Source organism: Streptomyces sp. CB09001, assembly GCF_003369795.1.
Lineage (GTDB): Bacteria > Actinomycetota > Actinomycetes > Streptomycetales > Streptomycetaceae > Streptomyces.
The window spans coordinates 6,195,236-6,209,830 of sequence record NZ_CP026730.1 but is presented as its reverse complement, the minus strand read 5'-3'; the positions used below and the strand labels follow the sequence as shown (position 1 = coordinate 6,209,830).

Annotated in this window: 12 protein-coding genes; 7 read left to right on the top strand and 5 right to left on the bottom strand. The window is 73.8% G+C overall.

The window, feature by feature from the left end; translation table 11 throughout:
- Position 1: 1 nt before the first annotated feature.
- Positions 2-700 (bottom strand): alpha/beta hydrolase, encoded by a 699-nt coding sequence (locus tag C4J65_RS28825; RefSeq protein WP_115745027.1) that lies wholly within the window; start codon positions 698-700, stop codon positions 2-4.
- An 89-nt stretch (positions 701-789) separates the two neighbouring features.
- Here C4J65_RS28825 and C4J65_RS28820 point away from each other — a divergent pair, with 89 nt between their 5' ends.
- Positions 790-1,377: a TetR/AcrR family transcriptional regulator gene (locus C4J65_RS28820; RefSeq protein ID WP_115745026.1), complete on the top strand. Its 588-nt coding sequence runs from the start codon at positions 790-792 to the stop codon at positions 1,375-1,377.
- 146 nt (positions 1,378-1,523) lie between these two features.
- Here the strand turns inward: C4J65_RS28820 and C4J65_RS28815 are convergent, their stop codons facing one another.
- From C4J65_RS28815 to C4J65_RS28800, 3 genes are all read right to left on the bottom strand, one after another.
- Positions 1,524-2,609, bottom strand: a complete 1,086-nt coding sequence (locus C4J65_RS28815; RefSeq protein WP_115745025.1) for a LacI family DNA-binding transcriptional regulator — start codon at positions 2,607-2,609, stop codon at positions 1,524-1,526.
- 395 nt (positions 2,610-3,004) lie between these two features.
- Positions 3,005-4,792 (bottom strand): glycoside hydrolase family 35 protein, encoded by a 1,788-nt coding sequence (locus C4J65_RS28805; protein ID WP_115745024.1) that lies wholly within the window; start codon positions 4,790-4,792, stop codon positions 3,005-3,007.
- Positions 4,793-4,896: 104 nt separating this feature from the next.
- Positions 4,897-5,580 carry an SDR family oxidoreductase gene (locus C4J65_RS28800; protein ID WP_240330545.1) on the bottom strand — a complete coding sequence of 228 codons (684 nt, stop codon included), beginning with the start codon at positions 5,578-5,580 and terminating at the stop codon, positions 4,897-4,899.
- Positions 5,581-5,728: 148 nt separating this feature from the next.
- On the opposite strand from C4J65_RS28800, the gene C4J65_RS28790 reads away from it, so the two are divergent.
- Both C4J65_RS28790 and C4J65_RS28785 read left to right on the top strand, forming a co-directional pair.
- Positions 5,729-6,409 carry a response regulator transcription factor gene (locus C4J65_RS28790; protein ID WP_115745023.1) on the top strand — a complete coding sequence of 227 codons (681 nt, stop codon included), beginning with the start codon at positions 5,729-5,731 and terminating at the stop codon, positions 6,407-6,409.
- Positions 6,406-7,692, top strand: a complete 1,287-nt coding sequence (locus tag C4J65_RS28785) for a HAMP domain-containing sensor histidine kinase (protein ID WP_240330544.1) — start codon at positions 6,406-6,408, stop codon at positions 7,690-7,692. Before C4J65_RS28790 ends, C4J65_RS28785 begins: the two co-directional genes overlap by 4 nt.
- Here the strand turns inward: C4J65_RS28785 and C4J65_RS28780 are convergent.
- On the bottom strand, positions 7,673-9,226 hold the full coding sequence (locus tag C4J65_RS28780; RefSeq protein WP_115745022.1) for an aromatic amino acid ammonia-lyase: 1,554 nt from the start codon (positions 9,224-9,226) through the stop codon (positions 7,673-7,675). The genes C4J65_RS28785 and C4J65_RS28780 overlap by 20 nt on opposite strands.
- A 61-nt stretch (positions 9,227-9,287) precedes the next feature.
- Here C4J65_RS28780 and C4J65_RS28775 point away from each other — a divergent pair, with 61 nt between their 5' ends.
- Genes C4J65_RS28775 through C4J65_RS28760 form a run of 4 tightly spaced genes read left to right on the top strand, consistent with a single transcriptional unit; the run spans position 9,288 to position 14,576 of the window.
- Positions 9,288-10,862 (top strand): NAD(P)-binding domain-containing protein, encoded by a 1,575-nt coding sequence (locus C4J65_RS28775; protein WP_115745021.1) that lies wholly within the window; start codon positions 9,288-9,290, stop codon positions 10,860-10,862.
- Positions 10,859-11,929 (top strand): alpha-hydroxy acid oxidase, encoded by a 1,071-nt coding sequence (locus tag C4J65_RS28770; protein WP_115745020.1) that lies wholly within the window; start codon positions 10,859-10,861, stop codon positions 11,927-11,929. The genes C4J65_RS28775 and C4J65_RS28770 overlap by 4 nt, the downstream gene beginning before the upstream one ends.
- Positions 11,926-13,320, top strand: coding sequence for a cytochrome P450 (locus C4J65_RS28765; RefSeq protein WP_115746674.1), 1,395 nt, complete (start codon positions 11,926-11,928; stop codon positions 13,318-13,320). The genes C4J65_RS28770 and C4J65_RS28765 overlap by 4 nt, the downstream gene beginning before the upstream one ends.
- Positions 13,317-14,576: a cation:proton antiporter gene (locus C4J65_RS28760; protein WP_115745019.1), complete on the top strand. Its 1,260-nt coding sequence runs from the start codon at positions 13,317-13,319 to the stop codon at positions 14,574-14,576. Before C4J65_RS28765 ends, C4J65_RS28760 begins: the two co-directional genes overlap by 4 nt.
- Positions 14,577-14,595 lie beyond the last annotated feature (19 nt).

Here is a 14,595-nt window from a genome sequence, read left to right as displayed (position 1 = left end):
GTCACGACAGGCGCCGGACGATGTCGGCGACGGCCTCCGGCTGCGACAGGAACGGGTGGTGGCCCGCGTCCACCTCGACGACGTTGCCCGCACGGCGGGAGAACTCACGCTGCGCGGCCACCGGGGTGCCGCGGTCCTCGGTACACACCACGTACGTCGTGGACACGTCGTGCCACGCCGCCGCCCGAACGGGCTGCCGGGTCACGGCCAGCGTCTGCCGAACCAGAAGGGCCGCCGCGTCGCGGGCCAGATCCGGCGGGCAGTCCTGGACGAACGTCTCGGCGAACAGCTCCGGCCGGGCGCCGAACGTGCCGCCGTCGGGATCGAAGTCCAGGAACGGCGGGGGTACGTCGGCTCCGAACGTCGACAGGGACTCGCCGGGCTCGGGCAGATAGCTCGACACCAGCACCATGTGGCGCACCGCTTCCACACCCGCCGCCGCCTCGGCGGCGACGATTCCGCCGTAGCTGTGCGCCACGACCACGGTCGGCTCGTCCCCCTCGGTCAGGACCGCGCGCACCGCGGCGACGTCCTCGGCCAGCCCTGGACCGTCCGGCCCGGCCGGCCGGTCACCCTCGCCGCAGCTCAACAGGGCCGGGGCAGTGCTGCCGATACCGTGCTCGTGCAGAGCCGAGGCCGCCAGGTGCCACCACCACGCCCCGTCACGAACACAGGCCCCGTGCACGAACACAACGCGCATCTCTTCCTCCTTGAATCCGGCTTGGACCCGGGCGCCAAGCTCCACGATCAACGGTAGACGTAGCTTCAGTTACGTGAAAAAGTTCGGCGATGGGTCGACACAAGCAGCCCGAGATCCGCGACCGCATCCTCGACGCCTGCGTCGACCACGCGCTCGTGCACGGGCTTCCCGACCGCCTCGAGCCGCTGGCGGCGGCCTCCGGCACCTCGGCCCGGATGCTCATCTACCACTTCGGGACCCGGGACGCGTTGCTGCGGGAAACCCTGAGACGGGCACGGCGACGCCAGCGCGACTTCTTCGGCGAACTGGTCGCCCCGCGGCCCGAAGAGCCCTATCCGAGCACGCTGCGACGAGCTTGGCGGGTCATGACCGGCCCGGCGGGCCGGCCGTACCTCAGCATGTTCGGCAAACTCCGTGAGGACGCCGAGCAGCAGTTGTGGCCGGGCTTCCGCCGCGAGTCCACCACGGACTGGCTGCGGCCGTTCGAGGACGGCATGCGCAGCATCGGCCGTCCCGAACTCGCCACCCTCGTACTGGCGGTCGTCCGCGGTCTCATCATGGACATCGAGACCACCGGTGACGTCTCGCGAGCCGACCAGGCCTTCGAGGACTTCCTCGCCGCACTCGTCCTCGCCGACGAGACTCCCGCGACGGCTGGGACGTGCCATCGGGCCTGAACACAGGCTCTTCACGGGCGGGCCTGAGCACAGGCTCTTCACGGGCGGGCCTGAGCACAGGCTCTTCACGGGCGGGCCTGAACGCAGGCTCTTCACAGGCGGGCCTGGGGCGGGCCGGCTGCGGGCCGGCTGGAGACCGGTGGCGGTCAGGATTGGCGCCCCGCCGGACCGCCGACCGCCGCCGTACTGGCGCGCACGACCAGCACGGGCTCGACGGAGGCGGGTTCCGGTGCCGCGCCCGGATCCGCGATGTGCCGCAGCAGGTGGGCGACGGCGAGGGCACCCATCTCGGCGAACGGCTGGGCCACCGTGGTCAGCGAGGGCGAGCAGTACTCGGCGAGCGCGATGTCGTCCACCCCGACGACGGAGACGTCCTGCGGCACCCTGCGCCCGGCCTCGTGCAGGGCCCGGATCACCCCGAAAGCCATCTCGTCACTGGCCACGAACACCGCGGTGACGTCGGGGATCCTGCCCAGGACCAGCCCGTTGCGGTACCCGGAGGCGGGTGTCCAGTCGCCTTCCAGCACCGGCGGCACGGACAGCCCCGCCTCCTCCAGGGTGTCGCGCCAGCCCGCGCAGCGACGGGCCGCGTCGAGCCACTGCGGGGGCCCCGACACGTGCCAGACGGCCTCGTGGCCCAGCTCGATCAGATGCCGGGTCGCCAGGCGGGCCGCCAGGGTCTGGTCCACGGCGACGACCTCGGTGGCCGGTGTCCTCGATCCGTCGACGGTGACGGTCGGCACCGAGCGGGTGAGCCGCTCGATCCTCGGGCTCACGTGCACCAGCGGCACCGCGAGGACGACCCCCTCGACGTCCTGCTCCGCCAGCCGGGACAGCGCGCCCTCGATGGCCGCGGTGTCCAGGGACGCGGTGGCGGCGGTGCTGACCGCGTACCCCGCCTCGCGTGCCGCGGCCTCGATGCCGAAGAGCAGGTTCGCGCGGGAGTAGAAGGTGGTCCGCAGCGTCACGACGCCGATGGTCCGGCTGCGCCCCGACGACAGCATCCGGGCCGCGTTGTTCTTGCGGTAGCCGAGCTCCTCGACCGCGGCGAGGACCTTGGCGCGGGTCCCGTGCCGGACGTTGGGGTGACCGGCCAGGGTGCGGGACACCGTCTGGGCGGAGACCCCGGCGAGCCGCGCCACGTCGGCCATGCCGGGCTGCCGGGCGGCACCGTCGTCGGCCGAGCGCCCGCTCACGGGCGTCCGGTCGGCCGCCGGCGTTTCCGATGACATCGCTCGCCTCTCCACGAAAGCCGCGACCCTGGCCGCATGCGCGGGTACGGGTCCCGCCCCGGAGTCTAGCCAGGCGCGACCCATTGGCATCGATAACATCCTCAGCGTCCGAGGCGCCGATCTCGTCCTCGACGACTTCACCGTCACCGACCTGGGCAAGGCGGACACCGGGGCCGCCTGCGCCGGTGTCACGGCGCCGTCCGGCACCTAGCTGAGCCCGGGAGTGCCCGGTGAGTACATCACGACCTTCACCACCCACGAGTCCGCCGACGCCGACAACGTGGGCATCGCCTTCCAGGGGCTGCCGCCGGGCGCGACCGAGCGCACCACCTGGCTCCTCACCCCGCCGGCCGGCACGGAGGCGGGGCGCACACGGCCGCCGTCCGCCCGGGGCGTCAGTCGAAGGTCTCGACGTACTCGTGCGACGGCCCGAGGTCGGGGCGGTCGTGCAGGGCGATTCGGTCGCCGAGGCGTTCCAGTTCCAGCACGGTCAGGGTGTTGTCGCCGGGGCGCAGGAGCGGGCCGGGCAGGTAGAGCGTGGTCTGCGGTCCGATCTCCCAGTAGCGGCCCAGCAGGGTGCCGTTGGCCCAGAGGAATCCCTTGCCGAATCCGGGCAGCGCGACGAAGGTGTCCGCGGGCTCGGCCACCGACAGGACCGCGGTGGCGAAGCCCGCCCGGCCGTCCGAGGGGGCCGCCTGCCCGGCGCGTGCCGTGTCCCCGGGCGTCCAGGTGTCGAGCGGCAGCGGACGCATCGTCCAGCCGTGCACCAGCCGCCGCTCCACCCGGACGCCGCCGAGGATGCCCTTGCCCTGGCCGAGCAACGGGCCGTAGTTGATCCGCCCCTGGTTCTCCACCAGCAGCGCGAGCCGGACCGGCGCTCCGGAACCGGAGACGGTGAACGAGGCGCTCTCGCGGTCCAGTACGGCGACGGGTGCGTCGTCGACGAACACCTGGGCTCGGTCGTGCAGGCCCGTGACGGTGACTTCGTGGTCCCCCGGGGGCAGCAGCGGTGCGGCCTCGTAGAGCACCAGGCCGGAGGCCAGGGACAGTTCCTCGAAGCTCAGCGGCAGCGGGGCGGCCACCGGTTCCGCGGCCGCGCGCAACGCGTCGAGCAGGGCGGCCCGCGGGGTGACCGGCAGGTCACGGGGGGCCAGCAGCGGCGGGTCGGGGGGCAGCGGGCGTCGGGGTGCGGCGCCGTCGAGCGCGGTCAGTCTGTCCCGCAGGGCGAAGAACTTCGGGGTCAGGGCACCGTTCTCGGCGACGGGGGCGTCCGAGTCGTAGCTGGTGACGGTGGGCCGAATGCCGCCGCCGTCGTGGTTGGCGCCCGCCCACAACCCGAAGTTGGTGCCGCCGTGCGCCATGTAGAGGCTCACGGAGCCGCCCTCGTCGAGGATGCCGCCGAGGTCCCCGGCCGCGCTCGCCGCCGACCGGACGTGGTGCTTCTCCCCCCAGTGGTCGAACCAGCCGTTCCAGAACTCGGCGCAGGAGAAGGGCTCCCCGGACCGGCGCGAGCGCAGCAGCGCCGCGGCCTCGGCGGGACGGGAGCCGAAGGTCGCCGCCGCCAGTTCGCCGGGCAGGGTTCCGCCGTCCTGCATCAGCGGGGTCGGTCCGTCCGCGGTGTAGAGCAGTTCGGTGATGCCCCGGGCGACGAGGGCGTCGCGGATGTGGCGCACGTAGGAGTGGTCGTCGCCGTAGCTGCCGTACTCGTTCTCGATCTGCACGGCCACGACCGGTCTGCCCCGGCGGGTCTGGAGCCCGGCGACCCGGGGGATCAGCTCGTCGAACCACCGGTCGACCGCTTCGAGGAAGGGTCCGTGGGACGTACGCAGCAGCATGCCGGGGGTGCCGGTCAGCCAGGCGGGCAGGCCGCCGTTGTCCCATTCGGCGCAGATGTACGGGCCCGGCCGGACGACGACGTCCAGCCCCTCGTCCTGGGCGAGCCGCAGGAAGCGGGCCAGGTCGCGGGGGCCGCCGAAGCGGACGTCGCCTTCGGTGGGTTCGTGGAAGTTCCACGGGACGTAGGTGTCGACCGTGTTCAGTCCGAGGGCGGCCAGCCGTCGGAGCCGGTCGGCCCACTGCTCGGGGTGGACCCGGAAGTAGTGCAGCGAGCCCGACAGGAGGCGGTGCGGTTGCCCGTCGCGCAGCAGGGTGCCGTCGGCGTACGTGAGGGCGGATCGCTGCACAGTGCCTCCTTGACAGCGGTGGCGCGGGAACCCGGACCGGCCATCGGTAGCTGCGACTATGGCAGATCATGTTATCGATGCCAATCGCGCCACCGTCGGCTGTCTCACATCTGCGGCGTACGCACCTTGGGCCAGTCCGGGCCGCGCAGCCGGGCATCCAGACCCCCGTCGCAGAACATCAGCGTTCCCACGCAGTAACCCGACTTGGCGGACAGCAGGAAGAGGACCAGTTCCGCGACCTCCTCGGGTGTGCCCGCCCGACCCGCCGGAACGGAACGGAGGAACGCCTCGATGCCGGCGGCGATCCGCGGGTCCTTCCGGCCCGCCCGGGTCATCGGGGTGTCGATGAAGCCCGGCGCGATGGCGTTGAGGCGGATGCCGTCCGCGATGTAGTCGGACGCACGGGTGCGGGTGTAGTAGGCGATCGCGGCCTTGGTGGCCGGGTAGGTGAGGACGCCTCCCTCGTCGGCCTGGGCGTCGGCGAGCGCCTTGGCCGCCTCCTCGTCGCCCGCCAGGCAGGTCTCGGCCAGCCTCGGGTCCCAGCCGGGCTGTGTGGTGGTGGAGTTGGAGGAGGCGAGCACCACGGAGGACTCCCCCGCGGCGGCCAGCACCGGCCGCAGCCCCTCGAGCAGTCCGACGGCACCGAAGTAGTTGACGGAGACGAGGAGACTCGCGGGCCGGCCGACCGGGCCATCAGCCGGGCGGGGGCCGCTCGGCTGATCGAGGCGGCGGGCTGGGACGAGGAGCGCACCCGGCAGTTCCTCACCCTGATGGTCGAGTTCAACCACGGCATCGAGGAGCTCGAGGGGCGCGCCCGGAACCACGCCTGACCCGCCGGCCACCTCCTGTTCACGCGCCCGCCACCACTCACCGTACCGGGAACTTCCTTGTGCCACACGGGCGTTGAGGCCGATGCGGGGCTGAAGAGGAGTGGACATGACACAGGAGCTCGCGCGGGACCCGTGGCGGCTGCTGCTGATAGAGGACGACCGGGAGCTGGTCGGCATGCTGTCCGACGTGCTGCGGGACGAGGGCTACGCGGTCGACGTCGCGACCGACGGCCAACGAGGTCTGCACCTCGGTCTCACCCGGCAGTACGACGTCTTCGTGGTCGACCGGCGGCTGCCGGTGCTGGACGGCCTCGACCTGCTGGGCCGGCTGCGGAGCCGCGCGGTCCGCACCCCGGCCCTGATGCTGACCGCGATGGGCACCGTGCACGACCGGGTGGACGGCCTGGACGCCGGCGCCGACGACTATCTGGTGAAACCGTTCGAGCTGGACGAACTCGGCGCCAGGTTACGGGCACTGTGCCGGCGTTCCCTGGAGGGCAGTGACGTCCTGCGGATCGGTTCGGGGCGCCTGCACATCGGCCCGCGCGAGGTCGAGTCGGCGGACGGCGAGCGGATCGCGCTCGCCGCCCGGGAGTTCGCCCTGCTGTGGGTGCTCGCCTCGCACCCCGACGCCGTCCACACCCGGGCGGACCTGCGCCGGCTGGTGTTCGAGGAGGCACCCGCCTCCTCCATCGTCGACACCTACGTCTACTACCTGCGCCGCAAGCTCGGCCGGCAGGTGGTGCGCACGGTGCACGGACTGGGCTACCGCCTGGGGGCGTTGTGAGCGCGTCGGCGTCCGGGGAACGGGCGGCCGTCCGCCGGGCCCGTCTGCGCGTCGCCGTACTGACCGGCGTGATCATCACCCTGCTGGTCACCGTCGTCGGCGGGGTCGCCGACACCGTCATGGCGCGGGCGCAGAGCGACCAGGTGTGGCGGGAGCTGCGCTACGGCGCGGAGCGCGGCGACCTGTCCAGTCCGCCGGTGTGCACCTGGCTGTTCGCGCGCGGCGCGACCCCGCTGGCCAACGCCCCGGCCGGTTTCCCCGTGGAGACCGACATGCGGCGGGTCCGCCGGACCCACGAGCCGGTGGAACGCACCGTGCGGCGCGACGACACCCAGTACCTGGTGCGTACGCAGGTCAGGGCGGACGGGAAGGTCGTGCAGGCGGTGCTCGACCTGCGGTTCCAGCTGGCCGACCGTCGGCACCTGTGGTTCGCGCTGGGCGTCGCCGAGCTGGTGGGCCTGCTGGCCGCGGCGGTCACCGGAGTGGTCCTCGGGCGGCTCGCGGTGTCCCCGCTGGCCGAGGCGCTCACCCGGCAGCGCCGGTTCGTCACGGACGCCAGCCACGAGCTGCGCACCCCGGTCACCCAGGTGTACACACGGGCGCAGTTGCTGGCCCGGCAGGCGGCGGCGCAGGGTATGCCGGCCCCGCACCGCGACGGGCTGACGCGGCTGGTCGGCTCGGCCGGCCGGCTGGGCGAGGTGCTGGACGACCTGCTGTTGTCCGCGAGCCTCGCGGCGGGTCCGGCGCGGCCGTCGGAGCACCGGCCGGTCGACCTGGTGGCACTGGCCCGTGCGGTGGTCGCGGAGGAGGCGGACCGGGTGCGGGAGGGGCGCCTCACCGTCGTCGTGGACGGTCCGCCGCACCCCTTGTTCGTCGACGGTGTCGAGTCGGCGCTGCGCCGGGCCGTCGGGGAGCTGCTGTCCAACGCCGTCGGCCACAGCCCGGCGGGCGGGCGGATCGAGGTCGCCCTGGCGCGGGTGCGTGGCACGGTCGCGCTGACCGTCGCGAACACCGGCAAGGGCTTCGACCCCGCCGAGGCGGAACGGCTCTTCGAGCGGTTCCACCGGGGCGGGGCCACCGGCCGGTACGGGCTGGGGCTCGCGCTGCTGCGGGAGGTCGTCACGCACCACGGCGGTACGGTCGCCGCGACCGGACGCCCCGGGCAGGGCGCCCGGTTCACCATCCGGCTGCCCCTGGGCGGCCCCCCGGCCGTCTCCGCCCCGCCGCCCCGGGGCCGGGCTCCCCGCCTCGTACCACGCCGGGTCAAGGCCGGGCGTACCTGACCAGCAGGCGGTCGGCGGCTCGCACGTCCGCGTCCAGCGGGCGGTCCGGGTCGACCGGGGGGATCGCCTCGGTGAGGGCGTCCAGAAGTTCCCCGCACCGGGGTGCGGTGGGGCGGCGGGCTCCGGCGTGGGCGGCCTGGCGCAGGCCGAGGGCGAGCGACCCGCACAGCAGGCCGAGCAGCTCGGCCGTGTCGTGGGCACGCAGGGCCGCCTGCGTGCCGAACGGGACGACGTCCTGGTTGTGCAGGTTCGTCGGCAGGCTCTGCATGCCGGCCGGGGTCGCGGCGCGGCGGATCTCCGCCACGAACGCGGTGGTGGCCAGCTGCACGCCCTGCAGACCGTGCTGCGCTCCGGGCTCGGTGGCGAGCATCGGCGGCAGCCCGCCGTTGCGGGCCGGGTCCACCAGGAGGTCGAGCTGGCGTTCGGCGAGGTTGCCGAGCTGGGCGGTGACGGAGGCGAGCAGGTCGGCGGCGAACGCGGCGGGCTGTCCGAAGAAGTTCCCGCCGTGCACGACCTTCCCCACGGCCGCGTCCTCGGTGCCGGTATCGGTGCCGGTGCCAATGCCGGTGCCGGTGCCGGGAAGGAACAGCGGGTTGTCGCTGACCCCGACGAGGTCGGCGGCGACGACACCGTCGACGTGGCGCAGCGCGTCCTCGGCCGCGCCCAGCAGCTGCGGGGCGCAGCGGATGCTGTACGGCTCCTGCAGCGGCCGGGTGCCCGAGGGCGTACCGCCCGCCAGGGTCCGCCGCATCCGGTCGCCCACGTCGACGGTGCCGGGGTGGCCGTAGGCGCGCAGCAGGTCGGCGTCGAGGTAGCCGGTGTCGCAGCCGAGGAGGTCGGTCAGCAGGCAGGTGAGCGCGGTGAGCGAGCGGTGCGCGGCGCGCACGGTGTCGAGGGCCAGCCCGGTCGCGGCGGTGGTGACGGAGGTGCCGTTGACCAGGGCGAGCGCGTCGCGTCCGTCGAGGGCGAGGGGGCGCAGTCCGGCGGCCGCCAGCGCGTCTGCCGCCGGCATCCGGTCGCCGTCCAGGTAGGCGTGGCCCCGGCCGCGCAGTGCCTGGGTGGCGTAGGCGAGCGGGATGAGGTCGCCGCTCGCGCCGACGGAGCCGTAGCGGGGGACGGCGGGTGCGAAGGTGGTGGCGAACATCGCCGCGAGCCGGTCGACCACCCCGGCGGACACACCCGAGAGCCCCTGGGCGAGGGAGCGGGTGCGCAGCAGCAGGGCGGCACGGACGATGCCGGGCGGGAGGTCCGGTCCCTGTCCCGCGCCGAGGTGCGCCAGGGTGTTGTCGCACTGGTCGGCGTCGTCGGTGCGGCCGGCGTAGCCGACGAGGGCGCCGAAGCCGGTGTCGGCGCCGTATATCGGGCGGTCCGCGCCGCCGGGTCCGTGCCGCAGCGCGTGGAAGAGACGGCGCCCGCGTTCGACGCGTGCGCGGGTCTCCTCGTCCACCGTGACGGTGAGGGGCAGCGCCGCGCGGCGCAGGGCGGCGAGGTCCAGGGGGCCGGTGAGCGGGACGGTGTCCGTGGGTGTGAGCACACCGGGAACGTAGGCCGGGGATCTCAGAGCGCTCTGAAATCCCGTGGCTACCTTCCGTGCCATGAGCCATGACTACCTCATCATCGGAGCGGGCCCCGCCGGCCTGCAACTCGCCTCCTTCCTGGAGCGGGACGGCGCGGACTACGTCGTCCTGGAGCGCGGCGGCGTGCCGGGCGCGTTCTTCACGCGCTTCCCCCGGCACCGCAACCTGATCTCGAACAACAAGGTGCACACCGGGTACGACGACCCGGAGCTGCGGCTGCGGATGGACTGGAACTCGCTGCTCAGCGACGACCCGGAGCTGGTGTTCACCCGCTACAGTCCCCGCTACTTCCCGCCCGCCGACGACCTGGTGCGCTACCTGGCGGACTTCGCCGACCGGACCGGGGTGCGGGTGCGCTACGACACCGCGGTGCGGCACGTCACCCGCGACGCCGAGGGGTTCACCGTCACCGATCAGGGCGGGACCGAGTGGCGGGCGAGGCACCTGGTCGTCGCCACCGGCATGCCCGTGCCGAACCTGCCGTCGATCCCGGGCGTCGAACTGGCCGAGCGCTACGACACGATCGACACCGACCCGGCGGGCTACACCGACCAGCGGGTGCTGATCATCGGGCGGGGCAACTCCGCGTTCGAGACCGCCGAGAACCTGATGGAGAACGCGGCGGTCATCCATGTGGCCGGCTCGGGCTCGCTGCGCATGGCCTGGCGGACGCACTACGTGGGACACCTGCGGGCGGTGTACAACAACTTCCTGGACAGCTACCAGCTCAAGTCCCAGAACGCCCTCCTGGACGGCCGCGTCCTGGACATCCGGCGGGACGCGGACGGCTACCGCGTCCAGTTCGCCTTCGAGCGCAACGAGGACGTCGTCAAGGACCTGCGCTACGACCGGGTGATCGTGGCGACCGGGTTCCGCTTCGACGTCTCGCTCTTCGACGAGACCTGTACGCCGGACCTGATGGTCGACGGCCGCTTCCCGGAGCTGACGCCCCTGAGCGAGTCGGTCAACGTGCCCGGCCTGTACTTCGCCGGGACGCTGATGCAGGGCCGGGACTTCCGGAAGGCCACGACCGGTTTCATCCACGGCTTCCGCTACATGGTGCGGGCCCTGCACCGGGGACTGCGCCAGCGCCACCACCAGGAGCCGTGGCCCGCGACGGAGTTGGGGGACGCCACGGAGCGGGCCGTGGACGCCGTGATCGGCCGGGTCAACCGGTCCTCGGCCCTGTGGCAGCAGTTCGCGGTCCTCGGCGACCTGCTGACACTCGCCCCGGACGGCACGATGCGCTACGCCGAGGAGGTCCCGGTCGCCCATGTGCCGGACGCCGTCGCCGCCGGGGACTTCGGGGACGTCGAGGCGCACGCCGTGATCACCCTGGAGTACGGCAAGGACCACGACCTCGTCGATCCCTTCGACGTGAGTGCGGGCCGCGGGTCGCAGTACGACGTCTCCGGACTGGACGGCCGCTATCTGCACCCGGTCGTGCGCTGGTACCGGCAGGGCGCGCTCGTCGCCGAGCACCACCTCGCGTCGAACCTGGAGAACGAGTGGGACAGCGAGGAGTACCACCGGGCCCCGCTGCGGGCGTTCCTCGCCGCCCACCGCGACGTGGTGGCCGCGGTGGCGCCGTGACCCTCCGCGAACTGCACGACGCGGCGCGCGCGGCGCTCGACCCGGTCCGCTACGACTTCGTGGCGGGCGGCGCGGGCGAGGAGCGCGCGCTGGCCGCCAACGGGCGGGCGTTCGACCGGTACGCGCTGCTGCCCCGGGTGCTGCGCGGGGCCCCGCGGCGGGAGACGGCCGTGGACCTGCCGGGTGCCCGGGGGGCGGCACCGGTGGTGGTCGCGCCGACGGCGTTCCACCGGCTGCTGCACCCGGACGGGGAGCGGGCCACCGCGCGGGCCGCCGCGGCCGAGGGCGCCGTCCTGGTGACAGGCGTCGCCGCGACGACGGCGGTGTCGGCCGTCGTCGCGGCGGCCCGCGAGGCGGACCCGGACGCGGCGGTGTGGTTCCTGCTCTACCCGCACCCGCGCCGGGAGGTCACCGAGGCGCTGGTGCGGCGGGCGGAGGAGGCCGGCTGTTCGGCCCTGGTCGTCACCGCCGACTCGCCGCTCCTCGGCCGGCGCACCCGGGACCTGCGCAACGGGTTCGACGACCTGCCGCCCGGATACGCCGCGGAGAACATGCGCGACCTGCCCGGCGCCCCGCCGGGCGCCCTCACCGACATCCCGATGCACCCGGCGGCCTCCTGGCGGGACTTCGCGGAGACGGTGGACATGACCTCGCTGCCCGTGTGGGTCAAGGGCGTGCTGCATCCCGAGGACGCGCGGCTGGCCGTCGGACACGGTGCGGCGGGGGTGATCGTCTCCAACCACGGGGGCCGCCAGTGCGACGCCGCCGCGGCGTCCGTCGACTGCCTGCCCGGGGTCGTCGACGCGGTCGCCGGTGCGGTGCCGGTGCTCCTGGACGGCGGAGTACGCCGGGGCGGTGACGTGGCCGTCGCCCTCGCGCTGGGCGCGGCGGCCGTCGGTGTGGGACGCCCGGTGCTGTGGGGGCTGGCGGCCGAGGGCGAGGCGGGCGTCCGTCAGGTGCTGCGGACACTGCTCGCGGAGTACGACCACACGCTCGCCCTGTGCGGCGGGCGCCGCAACGCGGACCTGAGCGCCGACATGGTCGTCCGCGGGGACGCGGCGTGGTGAGCGGCACCCGACGGCCCGCCTCGTGGTGGCTGCCGCGCACGGTGGTGGCGTTGCGGGTGCGCGTCTTCGAGAAGGTCAACGGCGACCGGGTGGTGACCCTGCCCAACGCCACCCACGGCCCCGAGGTGTTCGAACGGGTGTACGCCCATCCCGCTGTGGACGGCCGCAGCGCGGGCGCGGGCCTGTCCGACCTGTTCTGGTACTGGCTCGCCCCGGGTTCCGAGGTGCACCAGGAGCACCTGGAGGCCGGTGAACGCTACGACGAGGTCGCCGCGACGACGCGGCGGATCCTCGCGGGCTCGTCCGCCGGTCTCGCCGAGGCGGCCGGGCGGGCCGTCGCGGACGTACTGGACACGGTCCCGCTCACCCGCGTCAGCCTGGTGCGGCTGCGGGACCTGCTGATGCCCGCCTGGGCCGCCTTCGCCTACGAGCTGGTCTTCCGCAGGCCGTGCCCGCCGCACGCCCGGGAGCTGATCACCGCGCACGCCGACGACGTGATCACCGCCCTCAAGTGCACCGGACTGCGGCACCCGCGACGCCGGGCCCGGCTGACGGCGTACCTCGGCGAGCGGATCCGCGCCGGGGACGTGCCGCACCGCCTGCCGGCCTCCCTCTCCCCGTCCGAGCAGGCGCTGTACCTGCAGGGGACGTTCTTCAACACGGCGGTCGTCCAGCTGTCCGAGGCGACCGCGCACGTGCTGCTCGCCCTGGCCCGCCACCCGAGGGTGCAGCACCGCCTGTCGGAACTCCCGGACGACGACCGGTACCTCGCGCACGTGATCGACGAGACGCTGCGCCTGTACCCGCTGTTCGGGATCGCCCACCGCATCACCACGGACGAGGTGCCGCTCGACGACACGACGGTGCTGCCGGCCGGGTCCGTGGTGTGCTTCAGCTACCCCGACTACCAGGCCACGGGCCACGAACGGCCCGACGAGTTCGACCCGGACCGCTGGTCGGACCCGGCGGCCAGGAGGGCCCCGTACATCCCGTTCGGGGTGGCGGCGAACCGTCCCTGCCCCGCGTGGCGCGTGTCCCCGATCGTCCTGCGCGTCGCCGTGCGCGAGGTGCTGCACCGGTTCCGGCTCGACTCGACGGCCTCGCACACCCGCTCCAACCCGCACCGCGCGCCGTGTCTGCTGATCCCCCGCCCGCTGGCCCCCGGCCGGCGCCGGCTGGAGGCGCTGCGCCGGTTCGTCCGGCTGCGCGACGGCGTGGAGGACGTCACCCGGGGCGTGCGGCAACTGGTGCTCGGCACGGTCATGGTGCTGCACGCCCGTCGACTGCGCCCGGCGGCCCGGTACTTCGAGGAACCGCGCTCCGGACGCTGTCCGGTCGCCCACCACACGGAGAGCAAGGCGAGCAAGCAGAGCAAGGAGAGCAACGGATGAGTACCACGGAACTGGGTCCCGCCTTCTTCCTCGCGGTCGTCGTGATCCTCGTCGTCTGCCGGCTCGTCGGCCGGCTGCTGCAGACCGTCGGGCAGCCGCCGGTGGTCGGGGAGATGCTCGCGGGGGTGGTACTGGGGCCGTCGGTCCTGGGCGCCCTGCTGCCCGGCGTCGAGTCGGCCCTCTTCCCCACCGAACTGCGGCCGGTGCTGTACGTGGTGGGGCAGATCGGGCTGGTTGCGTTCATGTTCCACGTCGGCTGGGACTTCCGCGCGGACCGGCTCCGGGGTGTCGCCCGGTCGGCCGGGCTGGTGTCGGCGGCGGGGCTGGTGGTGCCGATGGTGCTGGGGCTGGTGCTCATCGCCGCCGTCGGCGAACGCACCGGCGCGCTCGCCCCGGACGTGTCGCTGACGGTGTCCGGCCTGTTCGTCGGTGTCGCGCTGGCGGTGACGGCGTTCCCGATGCTGGCCCGGATCATCGCCGAACGGAACCTGGCGAAGACCCGGTTCGGCGCCCTGTCCCTCGGGGCCGGCGCCGTCGACGACGCGGCGGCCTGGGTCCTGCTCGCGGGGGTCTTCGGCATCGCGGGCGGCAGTGCCGGGAAGGTCTCGGTGGCCGTCGCCGGGGGCCTGGGCCTGATCGCGGTGCTGGCCGTGGGCGTGCGACTGCGCGACCGTACGGCGCTGCTCGCCGAGCGCACGGGTGCCGACCAGCTCCTGCTCGCCCTCGTCGGCGTGCTGTTCCTGGTCGCCTGGTACACCGACGTCATCGGGCTGTACGCGGTGTTCGGCGCGTTCAGTCTCGGCGTCGTCTTCCCCCGCTCGGAGCGGCTGGACCGCACGGTCGGGACACTCCAGCCGGTGGGCGCGGTCTTCGTTCCGCTGTTCTTCACGTACTCGGGTCTGAACACCGACTTCACCCTGCTGGGTTCGGGGCCGGTTCTGCTCTTCACCGGGGGGTGCGTGGTGGTGGCGGTCGTCGGCAAGTTCGGCGCCTGCTGGCTCGCGGCGCGGGCGGCGGGCGAGCCCAACCGGGTCGCCCTGCGGGTGGGGGCGCTGATGAACGCGCGCGGACTGATGCAGCTGGTCGCCCTCAACCTGGGGCTCGCGGCGGGGATCGTGACGCAGGCGATGTTCAGCGCCCTGGTGGTGGTCGCCATCACGACGACCGTCATGGCGACGCCGCTGCTGGCCCTGCTGGACCGACGGGACCGGGTGCGCGCCGGCCGCCCGCGGGAGGCCGTCGGCGTGGGGCAGTGAACGGGGGACCGGTGAACGG

Bases quoted from the DNA above. Each gene is read 5' to 3' on its own strand.
- C4J65_RS28825 (WP_115745027.1), bottom strand. From the start codon at position 700: ATGCGCGTTGTGTTCGTGCACGGGGCCTGTGTTCGTGACGGGGCGTGG.
- C4J65_RS28820 (WP_115745026.1), top strand. From the start codon at position 790: ATGGGTCGACACAAGCAGCCCGAGATCCGCGACCGCATCCTCGACGCC.
- C4J65_RS28815 (WP_115745025.1), bottom strand. From the start codon at position 2,609: ATGTCATCGGAAACGCCGGCGGCCGACCGGACGCCCGTGAGCGGGCGC.
- C4J65_RS28790 (WP_115745023.1), top strand. From the start codon at position 5,729: ATGACACAGGAGCTCGCGCGGGACCCGTGGCGGCTGCTGCTGATAGAG.
- C4J65_RS28775 (WP_115745021.1), top strand. From the start codon at position 9,288: ATGAGCCATGACTACCTCATCATCGGAGCGGGCCCCGCCGGCCTGCAA.
- C4J65_RS28760 (WP_115745019.1), top strand. From the start codon at position 13,317: ATGAGTACCACGGAACTGGGTCCCGCCTTCTTCCTCGCGGTCGTCGTG.